General features: G+C 73.2%; 9 protein-coding genes. 4 read left to right on the top strand and 5 right to left on the bottom strand.

The features are described from left to right. Window positions 1-123 precede the first annotated feature (123 nt). The 3 genes from ACIQV3_RS11070 (at window position 124) to ACIQV3_RS11060 (ending at window position 6,090) form a co-directional block, all read left to right on the top strand. The gene (locus tag ACIQV3_RS11070; protein ID WP_403711944.1) at window positions 124-1,992 is read left to right on the top strand and encodes an HSP90 family protein; all 1,869 of its coding nucleotides are present in this window, start codon (window positions 124-126) and stop codon (window positions 1,990-1,992) included. Then, entirely contained in the window at window positions 1,989-5,081 is a 3,093-nt protein-coding gene (locus ACIQV3_RS11065) for a tetratricopeptide repeat protein (protein ID WP_403711942.1), read from the top strand. The genes ACIQV3_RS11070 and ACIQV3_RS11065 overlap by 4 nt, the downstream gene beginning before the upstream one ends. 106 nt (window positions 5,082-5,187) lie before the next feature. Then, entirely contained in the window at window positions 5,188-6,090 is a 903-nt protein-coding gene (locus ACIQV3_RS11060; RefSeq protein WP_403711940.1) for an LLM class flavin-dependent oxidoreductase, read from the top strand. 54 nt (window positions 6,091-6,144) lie between these two features. On the opposite strand, the gene lepB is transcribed toward ACIQV3_RS11060, so the two are convergent. Continuing rightward, window positions 6,145-6,912: a signal peptidase I gene (lepB, locus tag ACIQV3_RS11055; RefSeq protein WP_403711938.1), complete on the bottom strand. Its 768-nt coding sequence runs from the start codon at window positions 6,910-6,912 to the stop codon at window positions 6,145-6,147. 61 nt (window positions 6,913-6,973) lie between these two features. After that, a complete protein-coding gene (locus ACIQV3_RS11050) occupies window positions 6,974-7,153 on the bottom strand; it encodes a hypothetical protein (RefSeq protein WP_403711936.1) in 180 nt (59 codons plus the stop codon). Between the two features lie 137 nt (window positions 7,154-7,290). Between ACIQV3_RS11050 and ACIQV3_RS11045 the strand changes: the two genes are divergently transcribed. Next, window positions 7,291-8,241 carry an HAD hydrolase family protein gene (locus ACIQV3_RS11045; protein WP_403711934.1) on the top strand — a complete coding sequence of 317 codons (951 nt, stop codon included), beginning with the start codon at window positions 7,291-7,293 and terminating at the stop codon, window positions 8,239-8,241. A 13-nt stretch (window positions 8,242-8,254) separates the two neighbouring features. Here ACIQV3_RS11045 and ACIQV3_RS11040 read toward each other — a convergent pair whose 3' ends face one another. From ACIQV3_RS11040 to cydB, 3 genes are all read right to left on the bottom strand, one after another. Next, window positions 8,255-10,003, bottom strand: coding sequence for a GAF domain-containing sensor histidine kinase (locus ACIQV3_RS11040; protein ID WP_403711932.1), 1,749 nt, complete (start codon window positions 10,001-10,003; stop codon window positions 8,255-8,257). Window positions 10,004-10,013: 10 nt separating this feature from the next. After that, a complete protein-coding gene (cydD, locus tag ACIQV3_RS11035; RefSeq protein ID WP_403711930.1) occupies window positions 10,014-13,580 on the bottom strand; it encodes a thiol reductant ABC exporter subunit CydD in 3,567 nt (1,188 codons plus the stop codon). Between the two features lie 69 nt (window positions 13,581-13,649). Continuing rightward, entirely contained in the window at window positions 13,650-14,651 is a 1,002-nt protein-coding gene (cydB, locus tag ACIQV3_RS11030) for a cytochrome d ubiquinol oxidase subunit II (protein WP_403711928.1), read from the bottom strand. Window positions 14,652-14,664 lie beyond the last annotated feature (13 nt).

The following is a 14,664-nucleotide window of genomic DNA, read 5'->3' as shown; positions in this document are numbered from 1 at the left end:
GGCCCCGGAATTCACGGAGGGATTGTCAGATCATCCCCCTACTCTGTTCCTCACTCCGGGATCTGTGAGGGGGGTACCTCGCGGTCGCCGAACAACCCGTACCAGCACGCGAGGTGACACCCCATGACGTCCGAAGAACCCCACCCGAACACCTTCCAGGTCGACCTGCGCGGTCTGGTCGACCTGCTCTCCCACCACCTCTACTCCAGCCCCCGCGTGTACGTCCGCGAGCTCCTCCAGAACGCCGTCGACGCCGTCACCGCCCGCCACGCCCTGGACCCCGGGGCCGAGATCCGCATCCGGCTGTCGGCGACCGGGAACCGCGTGACCATCGAGGACAGCGGCATCGGCCTGACCGCCGACGAGGCCCACTCCCTCCTCGCCACCATCGGACGCAGCTCCAAGCGCGGAGGCCCGCACGGCCTGGAGACCACCCGCCAGGAGTTCCTCGGCCAGTTCGGCATCGGCCTGCTCGCCTGTTTCGTCGTCGCCCGCGAGATCCGCGTGGTCACCCGCTCCGCCCGCGATCCGCTGGCCGCGCCCGTCGAGTGGCTGGCCACGGACGACGGCTCCTACACCGTCCGCGAGCTGCCCTCCGAAGCCCGCACGGAGCCCGGCACCACCGTCGTCCTGGAGGCCCGCCCCGGCGCCGAGGAGTGGACCGTCCCGGCCAAGGTCGAACAGCTGGCCCGCGACTACGGCTCGCTCCTGCCCTACGACATCACCTTCGACGACGGCTCCGCCGCCGGACCCCGCCCCGTCACCGACCGGCCCGCCGTATGGGACCGGTCCTTCCCCACCCCCGCGGCCCGCCGCGTCGCGCTCGCCGGGCACTGCGCGCAGCTCTTCGGTTTCACCCCCCTCGACAGCATCGACCTCGACCTTCCCGTGGCGGGAGTGCGCGGAGTCGCGTACGTCCTGCCCGAGCCGACCAGCCCCGCCCACCGGTCCGGACACCGCGTCCACCTCAAGGGCATGCTGCTGACCGACAAGGCCGACAACCTGCTGCCCGACTGGGCGTTCTTCGTCCGTGCCGTCCTCGACACCGACACCCTGCGGCCCACCGCCTCCCGCGAGAACCTGTACGACGACGAAACCCTGGCCGCCGTCCGCGAGGCCCTCGGGGCCCGCGTCCGCGCCTGGCTCGCCGAGCTCGCCACGAGCGAACCCGAGCGGCTGGCCGCCTTCCTCGGTGTCCACCACCTCGGGGTGAAGTCGCTGGCCCGGCACGACGCCGAGCTGCTCGGCCTGATGCTGCCCTGGCTGCCGTTCGAGACCAGCGACGGTTCCATGAACCTGGAGGAGTTCACCTCCGCGCACACCGAGATCCACTTCACCCGGACCGTGGAGGAGTTCCGCCAGATCGCCCCGATCGCGGCGGCCCACGGTCTCGGAGTCATCAACGCCGGCTACACCTACGATGCCGACCTGCTGGCGCTGCTGCCCGCCGTCCGGCCGGAACTCAAGGTCACCGAGCTCGACGCGGGGGCCGTCACCGAACGGCTCGATCCGGTACCGACCTCCGCCGAGCTGGCCCTGGCCCCCTTCCTGGCCACCGCCCGGACCCGCCTGGAACCGCTGAGCTGCGACGTCGTCCTGCGCGCCTTCCAGCCCGCCGCCGTCCCCGCGCTCTACCTCGACGACCGCCAGGCCCGTCAGGAGCGCGACCGCACGGCTGCCCTGGAGACCGCGGACTCGCTGTGGAGCGGCATCCTCGGTTCGCTGCGCGGCTCCGCCCCGCGCGCCCGCCTCGTGCTCAACCACAACAACCCGCTCATCCGCCGGATCGCCGCCCTCCCCGACGAGGCCCTGACCGCCACCGCCGTCGAATCGCTCTACGGCCAGGCCCTGCTGAGGTCGCAGCGACCCCTGCGCGCGGCCGACACCGCCCTGCTCAACCGGGCCTTCCTCGGACTCCTGGAATGGGCGACCCACCCCGTCAGCAGCACGGACGGCCCGGACACCACCGGCACCCAGGAGGATCAGAAGTGAGCACGATGACCCGCGAGGAGATCGAGCGCGGACTGGCCGAGAACCGCCGGGCACCGGGCGGGACGGCGCGCAACGCGCACGCCGAGACCCTGTCCACCGCCGCCGAGGCGACCGGGGACCGTCCGCTGTTCCGTGCGGCTCTGGACAACCTGATCAACGCCTACCTGTACAGCTCCGAGTCGCCGAAGATGCTCGTCCCCTTCGCCCGGCTGCTCCAGGAGTACGACAAGGACCCCGGCGCCTTCGACGAGTGGGACGCCCACTCGCTGTTCTGGCAGTTCAAGTGGATCGCCGGCGCCATCGGCAACTCACCGGAGATCCCGCTGGAGTCGGCCGCCGGCTGGCTGGACGAGATGGAGCGCCGCTACCGGATCGCCGGCTACAGCGAGCGTCCCGTGCGCGAGGCCGAGCTGTGGCTCGCCGACGCCACCGGCGACGACGCCCGGGCCGGACGCGCGTACGCCCGCTGGCAGGCCGCCGACCGCGACGACATGAGCGACTGCCACGCCTGCGAACTCAACGGCCAGGGCCAGTACGCCGTACTGCGCGGCGACGACTCCGAGGCCCTGGAGGTCTGGCAGCCGGTGCTGTCCGGCGAGCAGACCTGCGCCGAGGAACCCCACCGGGTCCTCGCGACCTCGCTGCTCCCGCTGGTACGGCTCGGCCGGTTCGACGAGGCCCGATCGGCCCATCTGCGCGGATACCGCCTGGCCCGGGACAAGGAGAGCCTGCTGCCCTCGGTGGGACGGCACATCGAGTTCTGCGCGCTCACCGGGAACGAGTCCCGGGGGCTGGAGATCCTGGCCGAGCACGCGGCGCACGTGGCCCCGCTCGCCAACCTCTCCGACCAGCTGGCCTTCCACGGCGGGATCCTCGTCCTGCTGCGCCGGCTGACGGAGCTGGGCCACGGGCAGAGCCCCGCCGTCTCCTACGAGGGCAGCCCGCGCAGCGTGTCCGAGCTGTACGAGGTGCTGCGCGCGGGCTCGCTCGACATCGCCGGGCGGTTCGACGCGCGCAACGGCTCCACCCGGGTCTCCGACCGGTTCCTCGCGCGGATCGGCGCGGCCCCGGTGACCGCGGTCCTGCCGCTGGGCGTACGGAGCTCCGCGCTCGCGGCGCTCCCGCAGCCGGGCCCCGTCCCGGCCTCCGAAGCGGCTCCCGAGGCGGCCCCGGCCGAGGGCTTCGCGGAACTCGTGGAACGGGCCAGGGCCGCACGCGACATCGGGCACCCCGGCGCGGACGCCCTCTGGGAGAAGGTGGCCCTGCGCCCCGAGGCGACGGCCGGGTCGGATCCGCTGGCCACCGCCGATGTCGCGGACCACCGGGCCCTGGCGGCCGCTCGGGCCGGCGCCGCGAACGCGCCGGAACTGCTGGCCGGCGTACGCGAGCGCTACCGGGAGCTGGGGCTCGCGGAGCGCGCCACTCTGGCCGAGCTGCGGCTGGCGACCGTGGCCGCGCAGTCGGGCACCGGGGCGGGGGAGCTGCGCGAGTTGCTGGCCGTCGCCCTGCGCCACGCCGAGGCGCTGGACGCGGACGAGCCGCTGCGGACCCGGCGGATCGCCCTCGCGGAGCTGACCGGGATCCGGGTGGAGTCGTACCTGCGCTCGGTCGAGGCCACCGAGGACCCCGAACACGGGCACGGCGACGGCCACGGGGATGGGGATGGGCACGGGCACGCCCACGGGAACGCCCACGACCCCGGGCACGGCCACGGCGAGCTGGCCGCCGAACTGGCCGCCTTCGCCGAGGCCTACGCCACGGCCCTGCCCGACCTGGCGGCGGAGGCCGAGGAGATGCTGGGCCGGCTCGCCCTCTCGCAGGGCGACCCGGAACGTGCCGTGGCGCTGCTCGCCGCATCCGCCGAGCGGTCGGTGGCCTCGGCCCGGCCGTGGCTCGCCGTGGACCCGCTCGTACTGCGGGCCGGCGTGCTGATGTCGCTGGACCGTTCGGCGGAGGCCGAGGAGTCGGCCCGCGCCGGGCTGGCGCACGCCGCCGAGGTGACCGACCCCGAGGCGCAGGGCGTCGTACGGCTCACCCTCGCCGACATCCTGCTGGGGCGCGACGAGGCCGACGCGGAGGCCGCGCGGCACGCTCTGGAGGCGGCGCACTGGTTCGACCAGGCCGGGCTCACCGCCGACGGCGGCGCCCAGGCGCGGCTACTGCTCGCCCGGTGCCACGCCCGGGAGGGCCGTACCGCCGAAGCGGCCGAGGTACTGCAGTCGACGCTGCCGGACCTGCTGGAGCACGGCGCGGGCCAGGCCGTCTCAGTACGGGAGTTCCTGGGCGACCTGCTGCGCGATCTGCACGACTCCCGGGGCTCGGCCGAGCAGTACCTGCTGGCTGCGGAGCTCTCCGAGGACTGGGAGGACCCGCGTCCGCAGGCGAACTTCGCCCAGGCCGCCGCCGACCAGCTCTCCGAGGCACGGCTGGTGCCGGAGGCCGTCGCCGCGTACGAGCGGGCCCTGGAGCTGCGCCGGCGGTCGAAGGACGCGCCGGTCGCCGAGGTACGGATCCTGCGGTCGCTGGCCTGGCTGGGGCTGCGTGAGGAGATCACCGACGCGGCGGTCGCCGGGGCCCGGGCCCGGATGGACGAGGCGGCCGGGGTGCTGACCGCCGCGCTGGCGCAGGCCCCGGACGCCCCCGGGGCCCCCGAGGCACGGGCCGAACTCGCCGAGACCTGGAACCAGCTCGCCCAGGTGCTCGACCGCCGGGTCCGCGCCGACGAGGAGGCGCGGGAGGAGGACGGGGAGGCTCGGGAGGAGGACGGGGAGGCGCAGAACCGCGGCTCGGGGGCCGCCGAACCGCTGGGCGCGGCGGAGCTGGAGGCGCTGCGGCTGGAGGAGATCCTGCTCTGGGAGCGGGCCGCCGCCCTCCATGCGGAGCTCGGCCCGGAGCACCTGCAGGCCCGGTTCCAGTGCGTGAACAACGCCGCCTGGACCGAGCACGAGCTCGGCCGGCCCGAGGCCGGCGCCGCCCGGGTCTCGGCCCTGGCGGCCGAGGTCCGCGCGCTCCCCGAGGGCGTGGCTCCGGAGTGGCTCCTGGAAAGCGCCGAACGCACCACGGAACACCTGCTGCGCACCTCTTCCTGAGGCGGCGCTGCCGCCGTCGCCCCGAGGTCCGGGGCGACGGCGGCAGCGGGCGACGCGGGCCCGTGGCCAAGCGAAGACCCTGCCAGACAGTCGTAGGCTCGCGGGTATGACTCTGCGCTTGAGCACCGTGATCCTTCCCGTCAGCCGCTGGCACGAGGGCGGCCGTGACCGCTGGCAGCGGGCCGAGCAGCTGGGCTTCCACACCGCGTACACCTATGACCACCTGTCCTGGCGAACCTTCCGGGACGGTCCGTGGTTCGGCGCGCTGCCCACGCTCACGGCTGCCGCGACGGCCACGGAGCGCCTGCGCCTGGGCACGCTCGTCACCTCGCCGAACTTCCGGCACCCGGTGACGCTCTCCAAGGAGCTGATGTCCCTGGACGACATCTCGGGCGGCCGGATCACACTCGGCATCGGGGCCGGCGGCAACGGCTTCGACGCCACCGCCCTCGGCCAGGAGGCGTGGACCCCGCGCGAGCGCGCCGACCGCTTCGGAGAGTTCGTGCCCCTGCTGGACCGCCTCCTCACCGAGGACGCCGTGACGCACCGGGGCACGCACTACTCCGCCGACGAGGCCCGCAACATCCCCGGCTGCGTCCAGCGCCCCCGGCTGCCCTTCGCGGTGGCCGCCACCGGCCCCCGCGGCATGAAGCTCGCCGCCCGGCACGGCCAGGCGTGGGTGACCACCGGTGATCCGAAGCTGTTCGAGGCGGGCACTCAGGAGCAGTCGGCGGAGGCCATCCGCGGCCAGATCCAGAGGCTGGGCACGGCCTGCGCGGAGATCGGCCGGGACGTGGACGAGCTGGACAAGATCCTGCTCACCGGCTTCACGCCGCAGCCGGGCCGCCCCCTGGGATCCCTCGACGCCTTCGTGGACTTCGCGGGGATCCACCGGGACCTGGGCATCACCGAGATCGTCGTCCACTGGCCGATCCCCGACTCGGACTTCGCCACCGACCACAGCGTCTTCGAGAAGATCGCCACTGAGGCGCTCGCACAGCTGGGCTGACCACGAGCAGGCCGGGGACGCGGCAGCGGTCCCCGGCCCCGGCGCGTCCGGGCATCACGGTGTGGGAGCGAGACCCGGCTGCTCGAAGGTGCTCGGCACGGGCAGGGTCGCCCAGCGGTCGACCGGCCAGGCGAGCACCACGGCACGACCCACCACGTCCGTCAGGGGCACCATGCCGCCGCGGGGGTCACTCTGGTGATAGCGGGAGTCCTGCGAACTCTGCCGGTGGTCGCCCATGACCCAGATGTGACCGCTGGGTACCGTGACCTTGAACTGGCCGCCCGCGTCCGGGCTGCAGGCCGTGTTCCCGGCGAAGACGTACGGCTCGGTGAGCGGCTTGGCGTTCACCTTCAGTGGTCCCGTGCCCTCGCATTCGACCGTGTCGCCGGCGACGCCGATGACACGCTTGATCAAGTGCTTCTCTCCGGCCGCGGGCATCAGCCCGACAGAGCTCAGGAGCTTCTGAGCCGTATTGGGCTTCTCCACCGGATGCCCCTCCAGCCAATCGCCGGGGTCCCGGAAGACCACGACCTCGCCCCTGGCCGCCTTCGAGCCGAACCACGGGGTGAGTTTGTCGACCAGGACGCGGTCGTCCTTCTGCAGGGTGTTCTGCATGGAGCCCGAGGGGATCAGGAACGCCTGGAGCAGGAACGTCTTGATCAGGAAGGCCAGCACCAGCGCGACACCCACGAGGAGGGGCAGCTCCATCCAGAAGGGGCGGCGCCGTTTCTGCCCGCGACCGGCTACAGGTGCGGCCTCCTGAGGGGACTCGCCCTCCGGAGCCTCCCGGTCGGATCGTGTATCGGTCACCAAATCTCCCATGCCAACCACCGGCTTCGCCGCGTTCCCGCGGTGTGCAGGGACCCTACGCCCGATGCTGTCTCTACGGCGTGAAGAGGAGCGCGCGCAGGACCTCGCCCACCAGGACCGGTTCCCGCTCCGGATGGTGGGTGCCCTCTCGTTCGCACACCGTGCACAGGAGCATCGCCAGGGTCGCGACCCTTTTGGCGTGCGGGCCGCCGCAGGCGTCGCAGTCCCGCGCACGGGCTGAAGGGATGAGCACGTCGCCCCCGGGTGATGTCGTCGGAACCGGCACCGAGCCGGCGGCGCGAACGGCAGCGGAACCGGCGAGGAGATCCTTCCACCGCCCACTGACATCCATGTGGCGATGTTTCACGTGAAACATCGCCGACCGCCGGCATGGGCGAAGATGGAGCCGTGACCTCGGCTCCCCAGCGCCCGGACGGGCCAACCCCCGCGACCCGGCTCATCGCCACCGACCTCGACGGCACCCTGCTGCGCGACGACAAATCCGTCTCGGAGCGCACCGTCGCCGCACTCGCCGCCGCCGAGGAGGCCGGCATCGCGGTGTTCTTCGTGACCGGACGCCCGGCCCGGTGGATGGGTGTGGTCAGCGACCACGTTCAGGGCCACGGCCTGGCCATCTGCGCGAACGGCGCCGCCGTCGTCGACCTGCACGCCATGGACCGGCACGCCGGCGCCGGGCACACCGCCGACCGGCACACCTCCGACCGGCAACCTGCGGGCCGGGAGTTCGTCCAGGTCAGGCCACTGCCCCGGATCACCGCGCTCAAGGTGGTGGAGGCCCTGCGGGCCGCCGCCCCCGGCACCTCCTTCGCCGTGGAGCTGACCACCGGCATCAACTACGAGCCCCAGTACCCGCCGTTCTTCCAGGACCCGGGCGCCAATGTCGCCACCGCCGAGGAGCTGCTCGACGAGGCCACGGACGACGATGCGGCGCCCGTCCTCAAGGTGCTCGCGCACCACTCCGAGCTGGCTCCGGACGAGTTCCTGACACTGGCTCGCTCCGTCGCCGGCGCGTACGCCTCGATCACCCGCTCCAGCCCGACCTCCCTGCTGGAGATCAGCGGCCCGGGCGTCTCCAAGGCGAGCACCCTGGCACTGTGCTGCGAGGAGCGCGGCATCTCGCCCGCCGAGGTGGTCGCCTTCGGCGACATGCCGAACGACGTGGAGATGCTCGGCTGGGCCGGCACCTCGTACGCGATGGGCAACGCCCATCCCGATGTGATCGCGGCCGCGTCGGGCCGTACGGTCGCCAACAACGAGGACGGCGTCGCCCTGGTCATCGAGCGCATCCTGGCCGACCGGACGTCCCGCGCCGAGCCTTAGCCAACGGGCGTGGTTACAGCGGGGCCTCCCACACCAGGGTGGTCCCGCCGCCCTCCTCGCCGAGGCCGGGGCCGTACGAGCTGGAGCCGCCGAGCGATTCGGCCCGCCGGCGCAGGTTCCGCAGCCCGCTGCGCCGGCCGCCCTCCGGGATGCCCACCCCGTCGTCGGCCACCTCCAGCCGGACCCCGGGCCGCCCGTCGGCCAGGCTGACGGTGGAGTCGAGCACCACCTCGATCCGGGAGGCCTCCGAGTGCCGGAACGCGTTCGACAGGGCCTCGCGCAGGGCGGCGATCAGGTTCTTGCCGACGAGTTCGCCGACGACCGCGTCGATCGGCCCGAGGAAGCGGTGCGCGGGCTTGAATCCCAGCGGCACGGCGGCCATGTTGATCTCCCGCAGCACCCGGGTGCGCAGGCCCGAGGGGGCCTCCGCCGGTCCCTGCTGGAGCGCGAAGATCGCGGTGCGGATCTCCTGGATCGTCACGTCGAGCTCGTCCACGGCCTTGCCGACGCCGTCGCGGACCTCCGGGACGATGGAACGGCGCTGGGCGCCCTCCAGCATCATCCCGGTCGCGAAGAGCCGCTGGATGACCAGGTCGTGGAGGTCACGGGCGATCCGGTCACGGTCCTCGAAGACCGCGAGGCGCTCCCGGTCCCGCTGCGCCTCCGCCATCATCAGCGCCAGGGCCGCCTGCGAGGCGAACTGGGTGGCCAGGGTCCGCTCCGCCTCGGTGAAGGGCCGCTTTCCGCGCGCCCGCGGCGTGACGAGGGCCCCCAGCACCCGGCCCCCGCTCTGCAGCGGAAGCATCATGCAGGCCCCGTACTGGCTGGTCAGGCGGCTGATCATGCGGGGGTCGGAGGCGGCATCGTCCACGAAGACCGGCTCGCCCTCCAGCAGCCTGGCCACCACCGGGCTCTCGGCCGGGATGACGATGCCGAGCGAGGTCGCCGGGTTCTCGGCGGAGACCGCGACGATCTCCATCCCGCCCTCCTCGGCCGGCAGCATCACGATCCCGGCGGCCGAATCGGCGAGCCTGCGGGCCTGTTCGGCGACGACCGCGAGCGCGTCGTCCGCGTCCCCGCCCGACAGCAGGGCCGTGGTGACGGCGACCGAACCGTCGATCCAGCGCTCCCGCTGGGTGGCCGCCTCGTAGAGCCGGGCATTGCCGATGGCGATGCCCGCCTCGGTGGCCAGCACCCGGACCATGTGGACGTCGTAGTCGTTGAACTCGCCGCCGCCGTTCTTCTCCGCGAGGTAGAGGTTCCCGAAGATCTCGCCCTGGACCCGGATCGGCACTCCGAGGAAGGTCTTCATCGGCGGGTGATGGGCGGGGAAGCCCGACGAGCGCGGGTCCTTGGTCAGGTCGGCGAGGTGCACGGGGTCCGGGTTCGAGATCAGCGCGCCCAGCAGGCCACGCTTCCCGTCCGGCCGGTGCCCGATCTTCTTGGCCAGCGCGTCGCTGATCCCGAAGGTGACGAAGTCCGAGAGCCCCCGGCCCTCGGTGTCGACCACGCCGATGGCCGCGTAGCGGGCGTCCGCGAGCTCGGCGGCCGTCTCGCAGATCCGGTCCAGCGTGGAGTGCAGTTCGAGGCCGGTACCGACCGACCGCATGGCCTCCAGCAGCTGCGGCACCCGGGCCGTGAGCTCGGTGGACAGCCCCTGGAGACTCCGGGTGGCCGCCGTCGCGGCCTCCAACGGGTCGGGCGGTTCCGGTGAGGACTCCGGCGGGTGCTCGGGCGATTCCTGGGACTCCTGCGCTGACATGCCCTTGAGCCTAGTTAGTCCCCTTTAGCGAGGAAAGTCGAGCCTGCACGGAGCCGCCCGTCTCGTCCGCTTCCCGCTCCCGCTCCAGCAGCGCGCGCAGCGGGCCGGGGGTCGCCGCCAGCTCCGCGTACGTACCGCGCTGGATCACCGCGCCGGCGTCCAGGACGAGCACCTCGTCGACCTCGTCCAGACCGGCCAGCCGGTGCGTGATCAGCACCGTGGTCCGGCCCTCGGTCGCGGCCAGCAGGTCCGCGGTCAGCGCGTCGGCGGTGGCCAGGTCCAGGTGCTCGGCGGGCTCGTCCAGGACGAGGACCGGGAAGTCCGCGAGCAACGCCCGCGCCAGGGCGAGGCGCTGGCGCTGTCCCCCGGAGATCCGCTCGCCGTGCTCGCCGACCAGCGTGTCCAGCCCGTCCGGGAGCCCGTCGGCCCACTCCAGCAGCCGGGCCGCGGCGAGGGCCTCCCGCAGCCGCGCCTCGCTCGCCCCCGGGACGGCCAGGCGCAGGTTCTCCCGTACGGAGCTGTCGAAGATGTGCGCGTCCTGGGCACACAGGCCCACGACCCGGCGCACGTCGTCCCCGTCGAGGGCGCGCGCGTCGGTCCCGCCCAGGGTGTACGAGCCTTCGTGCTGGTCCAGGAAGCGCAGCAGGACCTGTGCCAGCGTGGTCTTGCCGGCCCCCGAGGGCCCGACGACCGCGATCCGGCGGCCCGCCTCCAGGGTCAGGTCGAGCCCGCTCAGCGCGTCCTTCTCCTGCCCGGGGTGGCGGGCGGCGAGCCCCGTCAGCCGCAGCGGGAAGGGGGAGGCGGGCAGGGCTTCGGGCCGCTCCGGCTCGGTGACCGGGACGGGTGCGTCGATGACTTCGTAGACCCGCTCGGCGCTGCGCCGGACCCGCTGGCGGTACTGGACGGCCTGTGGGAGTCCGCTGACGGCCTCGAAGGCGGCGAGCGGGGTCAGCACGACCACGGCCATGGCCACCCCGGACAGCCGGCCCCCGGCTACGGCGTCGGCCCCGACGGCGGCCGCGCACACCACGGTCACTCCGGTCACCAGGGCCGACAGCCCGCTTCCCAGCCCGGTGACGGCGGCCGCGCGGGCCGCGATCCCGGTCAGTGTGCGGTCGCTCTCCTTCGCGGCGGCCCGGCGCCCGCCGAGCGCTCCGGCGACGGTGAGCTCCGCGGTTCCGGTGAGCAGATCCGCCACACGGGTGGCGAGCTCTCCCCGGGCGGGCGCGAGCCGGCGTTCCGTGCGGCGTGCGCAGACCGCGCTGACCAGCGGTACTCCGACACCGGCGGCCAGCAGCCCGACGGCGAGCACCGCGCCGGCCCCGGGCAGCAGCCAGGCGGTGAAGGCCACCGAGCCGGTGCCCACGAGCACCGCGGTGCCGACGGGCAGCAGCCAGCGCAGCCAGTAGTCCTGGAGGGCATCGGCGTCGGCCACCAGCCGGGTCAGCAGGTCCCCGCGCCGGTGGGTGCGCAGCCCGCCGGGCGCGATGCGCTCCAGCCGCTGGAACACCGAAACGCGCAGGTCGGCGAGCATCCGCAGAACCGCGTCGTGGGACACGAGGCGCTCCGCGTAGCGGAAGACGGCCCGGCCCATGCCGAAGGCCCGCGTCGCGGTGACGGCCACCATCAGGTACAGCACGGGCGGCTGTTCGGAGGCGCGCGAGATCAGCCATCCGGAGACGGCCATCAGCCCCACGCTGCACCCGACGGCCAGCGCCCCGAGGAACAGCCCGAGCCGGAACCGTCCCTGCCAGGCCTTGGCCACGCCCCGGACCCGCTTGAGCGGATCGCCGCTGCCGGCATCGCCGCTGCCGGCATCGCCCGCCCGCTCCGGGGCGTCTCCGAGGATCCATTCGCCGGGGTCGCGCGGCGCCGGTCCCGCCGCCGACTGCCCCGCACGTGCGGCGGGAAGGGGCGCGGCGGGGGAGGGCCCGGCGGGGCCGACCCCGACCCGTACGACCCGGTCGGCCAGCGCCAGCAGGGCCGGCCGGTGCACCACGAGCAGGACGGTCCGCCCGACCGCGAGGCGGCGTACCGCCTCGACCACGGCCGCCTCGGTCTCGCCGTCCAGTGCCGCCGTCGGCTCGTCGAGCAGGAGCACGGGCCGGTCCGCCAGGAACGCCCGTGCCAGCGCGAGGCGCTGGCGCTGCCCGGCGGACAGTCCGACCCCGCCCTCACCGAGCAGGGTGTCCGCCCCCCGCGGCAGGGCCCGTACGAACTCCCAGGCCCCGGCGTCCACCAGCGCGGCACTCACCTCGGCATCGTCGGCGCCGGGCCGCGCCAGCCGTACGTTCTCCGCGATCGTCCCCGCGAACAGGTGCGGCCGCTGCGGCACCCACGCGATCCGCTCCCGCCACTGCTCGGGCGACAGGGCGGCCAGGTCGGCGCCCCCGACCCGGACCCTGCCCTCGCTCGGCGTCACGAAGCCCAGCAGCACCTGCAGCAGGGTGGACTTGCCCGCGCCGCTCGGCCCGGTGAGGGCCACGCATTCGCCCGGTTCCACGGTCAGCGAGACGGGTCCGGGGGAGTCCTCGCCCCGGCCCGCGTACCGGACGGCCACTCCGTCGAGCTCGATCCGCAGCTCCGATGCCGCGACGGCCGCCGTCCCCGGTGATGCGGCGACCGGGGTCTCCAGCACCTCGAAGATCTCTTCCGCGGCGGCCAGTCCCTCGGCCGCCGCGTGGTACTGCGCCCCGACCTGACGCAAGGGCAGGTACGCCTCGGGCGCCAGGACCAGGATGACCAGCCCGGTGTAGAGGTCCAGCTCCCCGTGGACGAGCCGCATGCCGATGGTCACCGCGACCAGGGCCACCGACAGGGTCGCCAGCAGTTCGAGGGCGAACGAGGACAGGAACGCGATGCGCAGCGTGCGCATCGTGGCCTGCCGGTAGTCCTCGGTGATCTTGCGGATGGACTCCGCCTGGGCCTTCGCGCGGCCGAAGACCTTCAGGGTCGGCAGGCCCGCCACCACGTCCAGGAAGTGTCCCGAGAGCCGGGACAGCAGCCGCCACTGGCGGTCCATCCGCGACTGGGTGGCCATGCCGATCAGGATCATGAACAGGGGGATCAGCGGGAGCGTGACCACGATGATCGCCGCCGACACCCAGTCCTCGGTGACGATCCGCGCGAGCACCGCCACGGGGACGACGATCGCGAGCCCCAACTGGGGCAGGTACCGGGAGAAGTAGTCGTCGAGCGCGTCCACTCCCCGGGTGGCCAGGGCCACCAGGGAGCCCGTCCGCTGGCCGCTCAGCCAGCCGGGCCCGAGATCGGCGGCCCGCTCCAGCAGCCGGCCCCGCAGTTCCGACTTGACCGCTGCGCTCGCCCGGTGCGCGGCCAGCTCGGTCAGCCAGGCGACCAGGCCCCGGCCGAGCGCCACCGCCGCGAGCAGCAGCAGGGGCGTCCGCAGGGCTCCGCCGTCCAGTCCGTCCTCGAAGGCACCGACGACGATCTCGGCGATCAGCATGGCCTGGCCGACGACCAGCCCCGCCCCGGCGAGCCCGAGGGCCACCACTGCTCCCAGGAAGAGTCGGGTGGACCGGGCGTACCGAAGCAGGCGCGGGTCGATCGGTTTCACGTGAAACATCCCCCAGGCAGGAGCGGGCGGGACAGGGCGGAGCGGACGGAGCGGGCCGACGGATCCGGCTCAGTGCACGTCGACGATGTGCTGCGTGCCGATGCGCTTGCGGAACACCCAGTACGTCCACCCCTGGTAGAGCAGGACGAGCGGGGTCGCCACCGCGGCGCACCAGGTCATGATCTTCAGGGTGTACGCGCTGGACGAGGCGTTGGTGACCGTGAGGTTCCAGGCGTCGTTCAGCGAGGACGGCATGACGTTCGGGAACAGCGTCAGGAAGAGCATCGCGACGGCCGCCGCGATGGTCACTCCCGACAGTCCGAAGGACCAGCCCTCCCGGCCCGCGAGGTTGAAGCCGAGGGCACCGACCAGGGCCAGTACCGCCACGATCATGGCGATCAGGCTCCAGCCGTCACCGCGCGAGACCTGGGTCCAGATCAGGAAGGCGAGCGCCAGGACGGCGGTCACCGCCCCGAGCCGGGTGGCCAGCTTGCGCGAGCGGTCCCGGATGTCACCGACCGTCTTGAGCGAGGTGAACACCGCGCCGTGGAAGGTGAACAGGGTCAGGGTGACCAGGCCGCCGAGGATCGAATAGACGTTGAGCAGGTCGAAGAAGGTGCCGACGTACTCCATGTCCTGGTCGATCTTCACTCCGCGCACGATGTTGGCGAAGGCCACGCCCCACAGGAACGCGGGGATCAGCGAGGTCCAGAAGATCGCGTGTTCCCAGTTGGTCTGCCACTTGTCCTCGGGCCGCTTGTGCCGGTACTCGAAGGCGACACCGCGGATGATGAGGCAGATCAGGATGAGCAGGAGCGGCAGGTAGAAGCCGGAGAAGAGGGTGGCGTACCACTCGGGGAAGGCGGCGAACGTCGCACCGCCGGCCGTGAGCAGCCAGACCTCGTTGCCGTCCCACACGGGCCCGATCGTGTTGATCAGGACCCGCTTCTCCGTGCGGTCGCGGGCCAGCAGCTTGGTCAGGACGCCGACTCCGAAGTCGAAGCCCTCCAGGAAGAAGTAGCCGATCCACAGAACGGCGATGAGCACGAACCAGACGTCGTGGAGTTGCATGGTGTGGTCTCCT

Source organism: Streptomyces sp. NPDC099050 (assembly GCF_044759865.1).
Taxonomy (GTDB): Bacteria; Actinomycetota; Actinomycetes; order Streptomycetales; family Streptomycetaceae; genus Streptomyces.
The sequence above is the reverse complement of the archived record's forward strand: the minus strand, read 5'-3'. Positions and strand labels throughout refer to the sequence as shown.

What these genes read in the sequence shown, in the direction of transcription:
- ACIQV3_RS11070 (WP_403711944.1), top strand. Translation starts at nt 124, where the DNA reads ATGACGTCCGAAGAACCCCACCCGAACACCTTCCAGGTCGACCTGCGC.
- ACIQV3_RS11060 (WP_403711940.1), top strand. Translation starts at nt 5,188, where the DNA reads ATGACTCTGCGCTTGAGCACCGTGATCCTTCCCGTCAGCCGCTGGCAC.
- lepB (WP_403711938.1), bottom strand. Translation starts at nt 6,912, where the DNA reads ATGGGAGATTTGGTGACCGATACACGATCCGACCGGGAGGCTCCGGAG.
- ACIQV3_RS11045 (WP_403711934.1), top strand. Translation starts at nt 7,291, where the DNA reads ATGGGCGAAGATGGAGCCGTGACCTCGGCTCCCCAGCGCCCGGACGGG.
- ACIQV3_RS11040 (WP_403711932.1), bottom strand. Translation starts at nt 10,003, where the DNA reads ATGTCAGCGCAGGAGTCCCAGGAATCGCCCGAGCACCCGCCGGAGTCC.
- cydB (WP_403711928.1), bottom strand. Translation starts at nt 14,651, where the DNA reads ATGCAACTCCACGACGTCTGGTTCGTGCTCATCGCCGTTCTGTGGATC.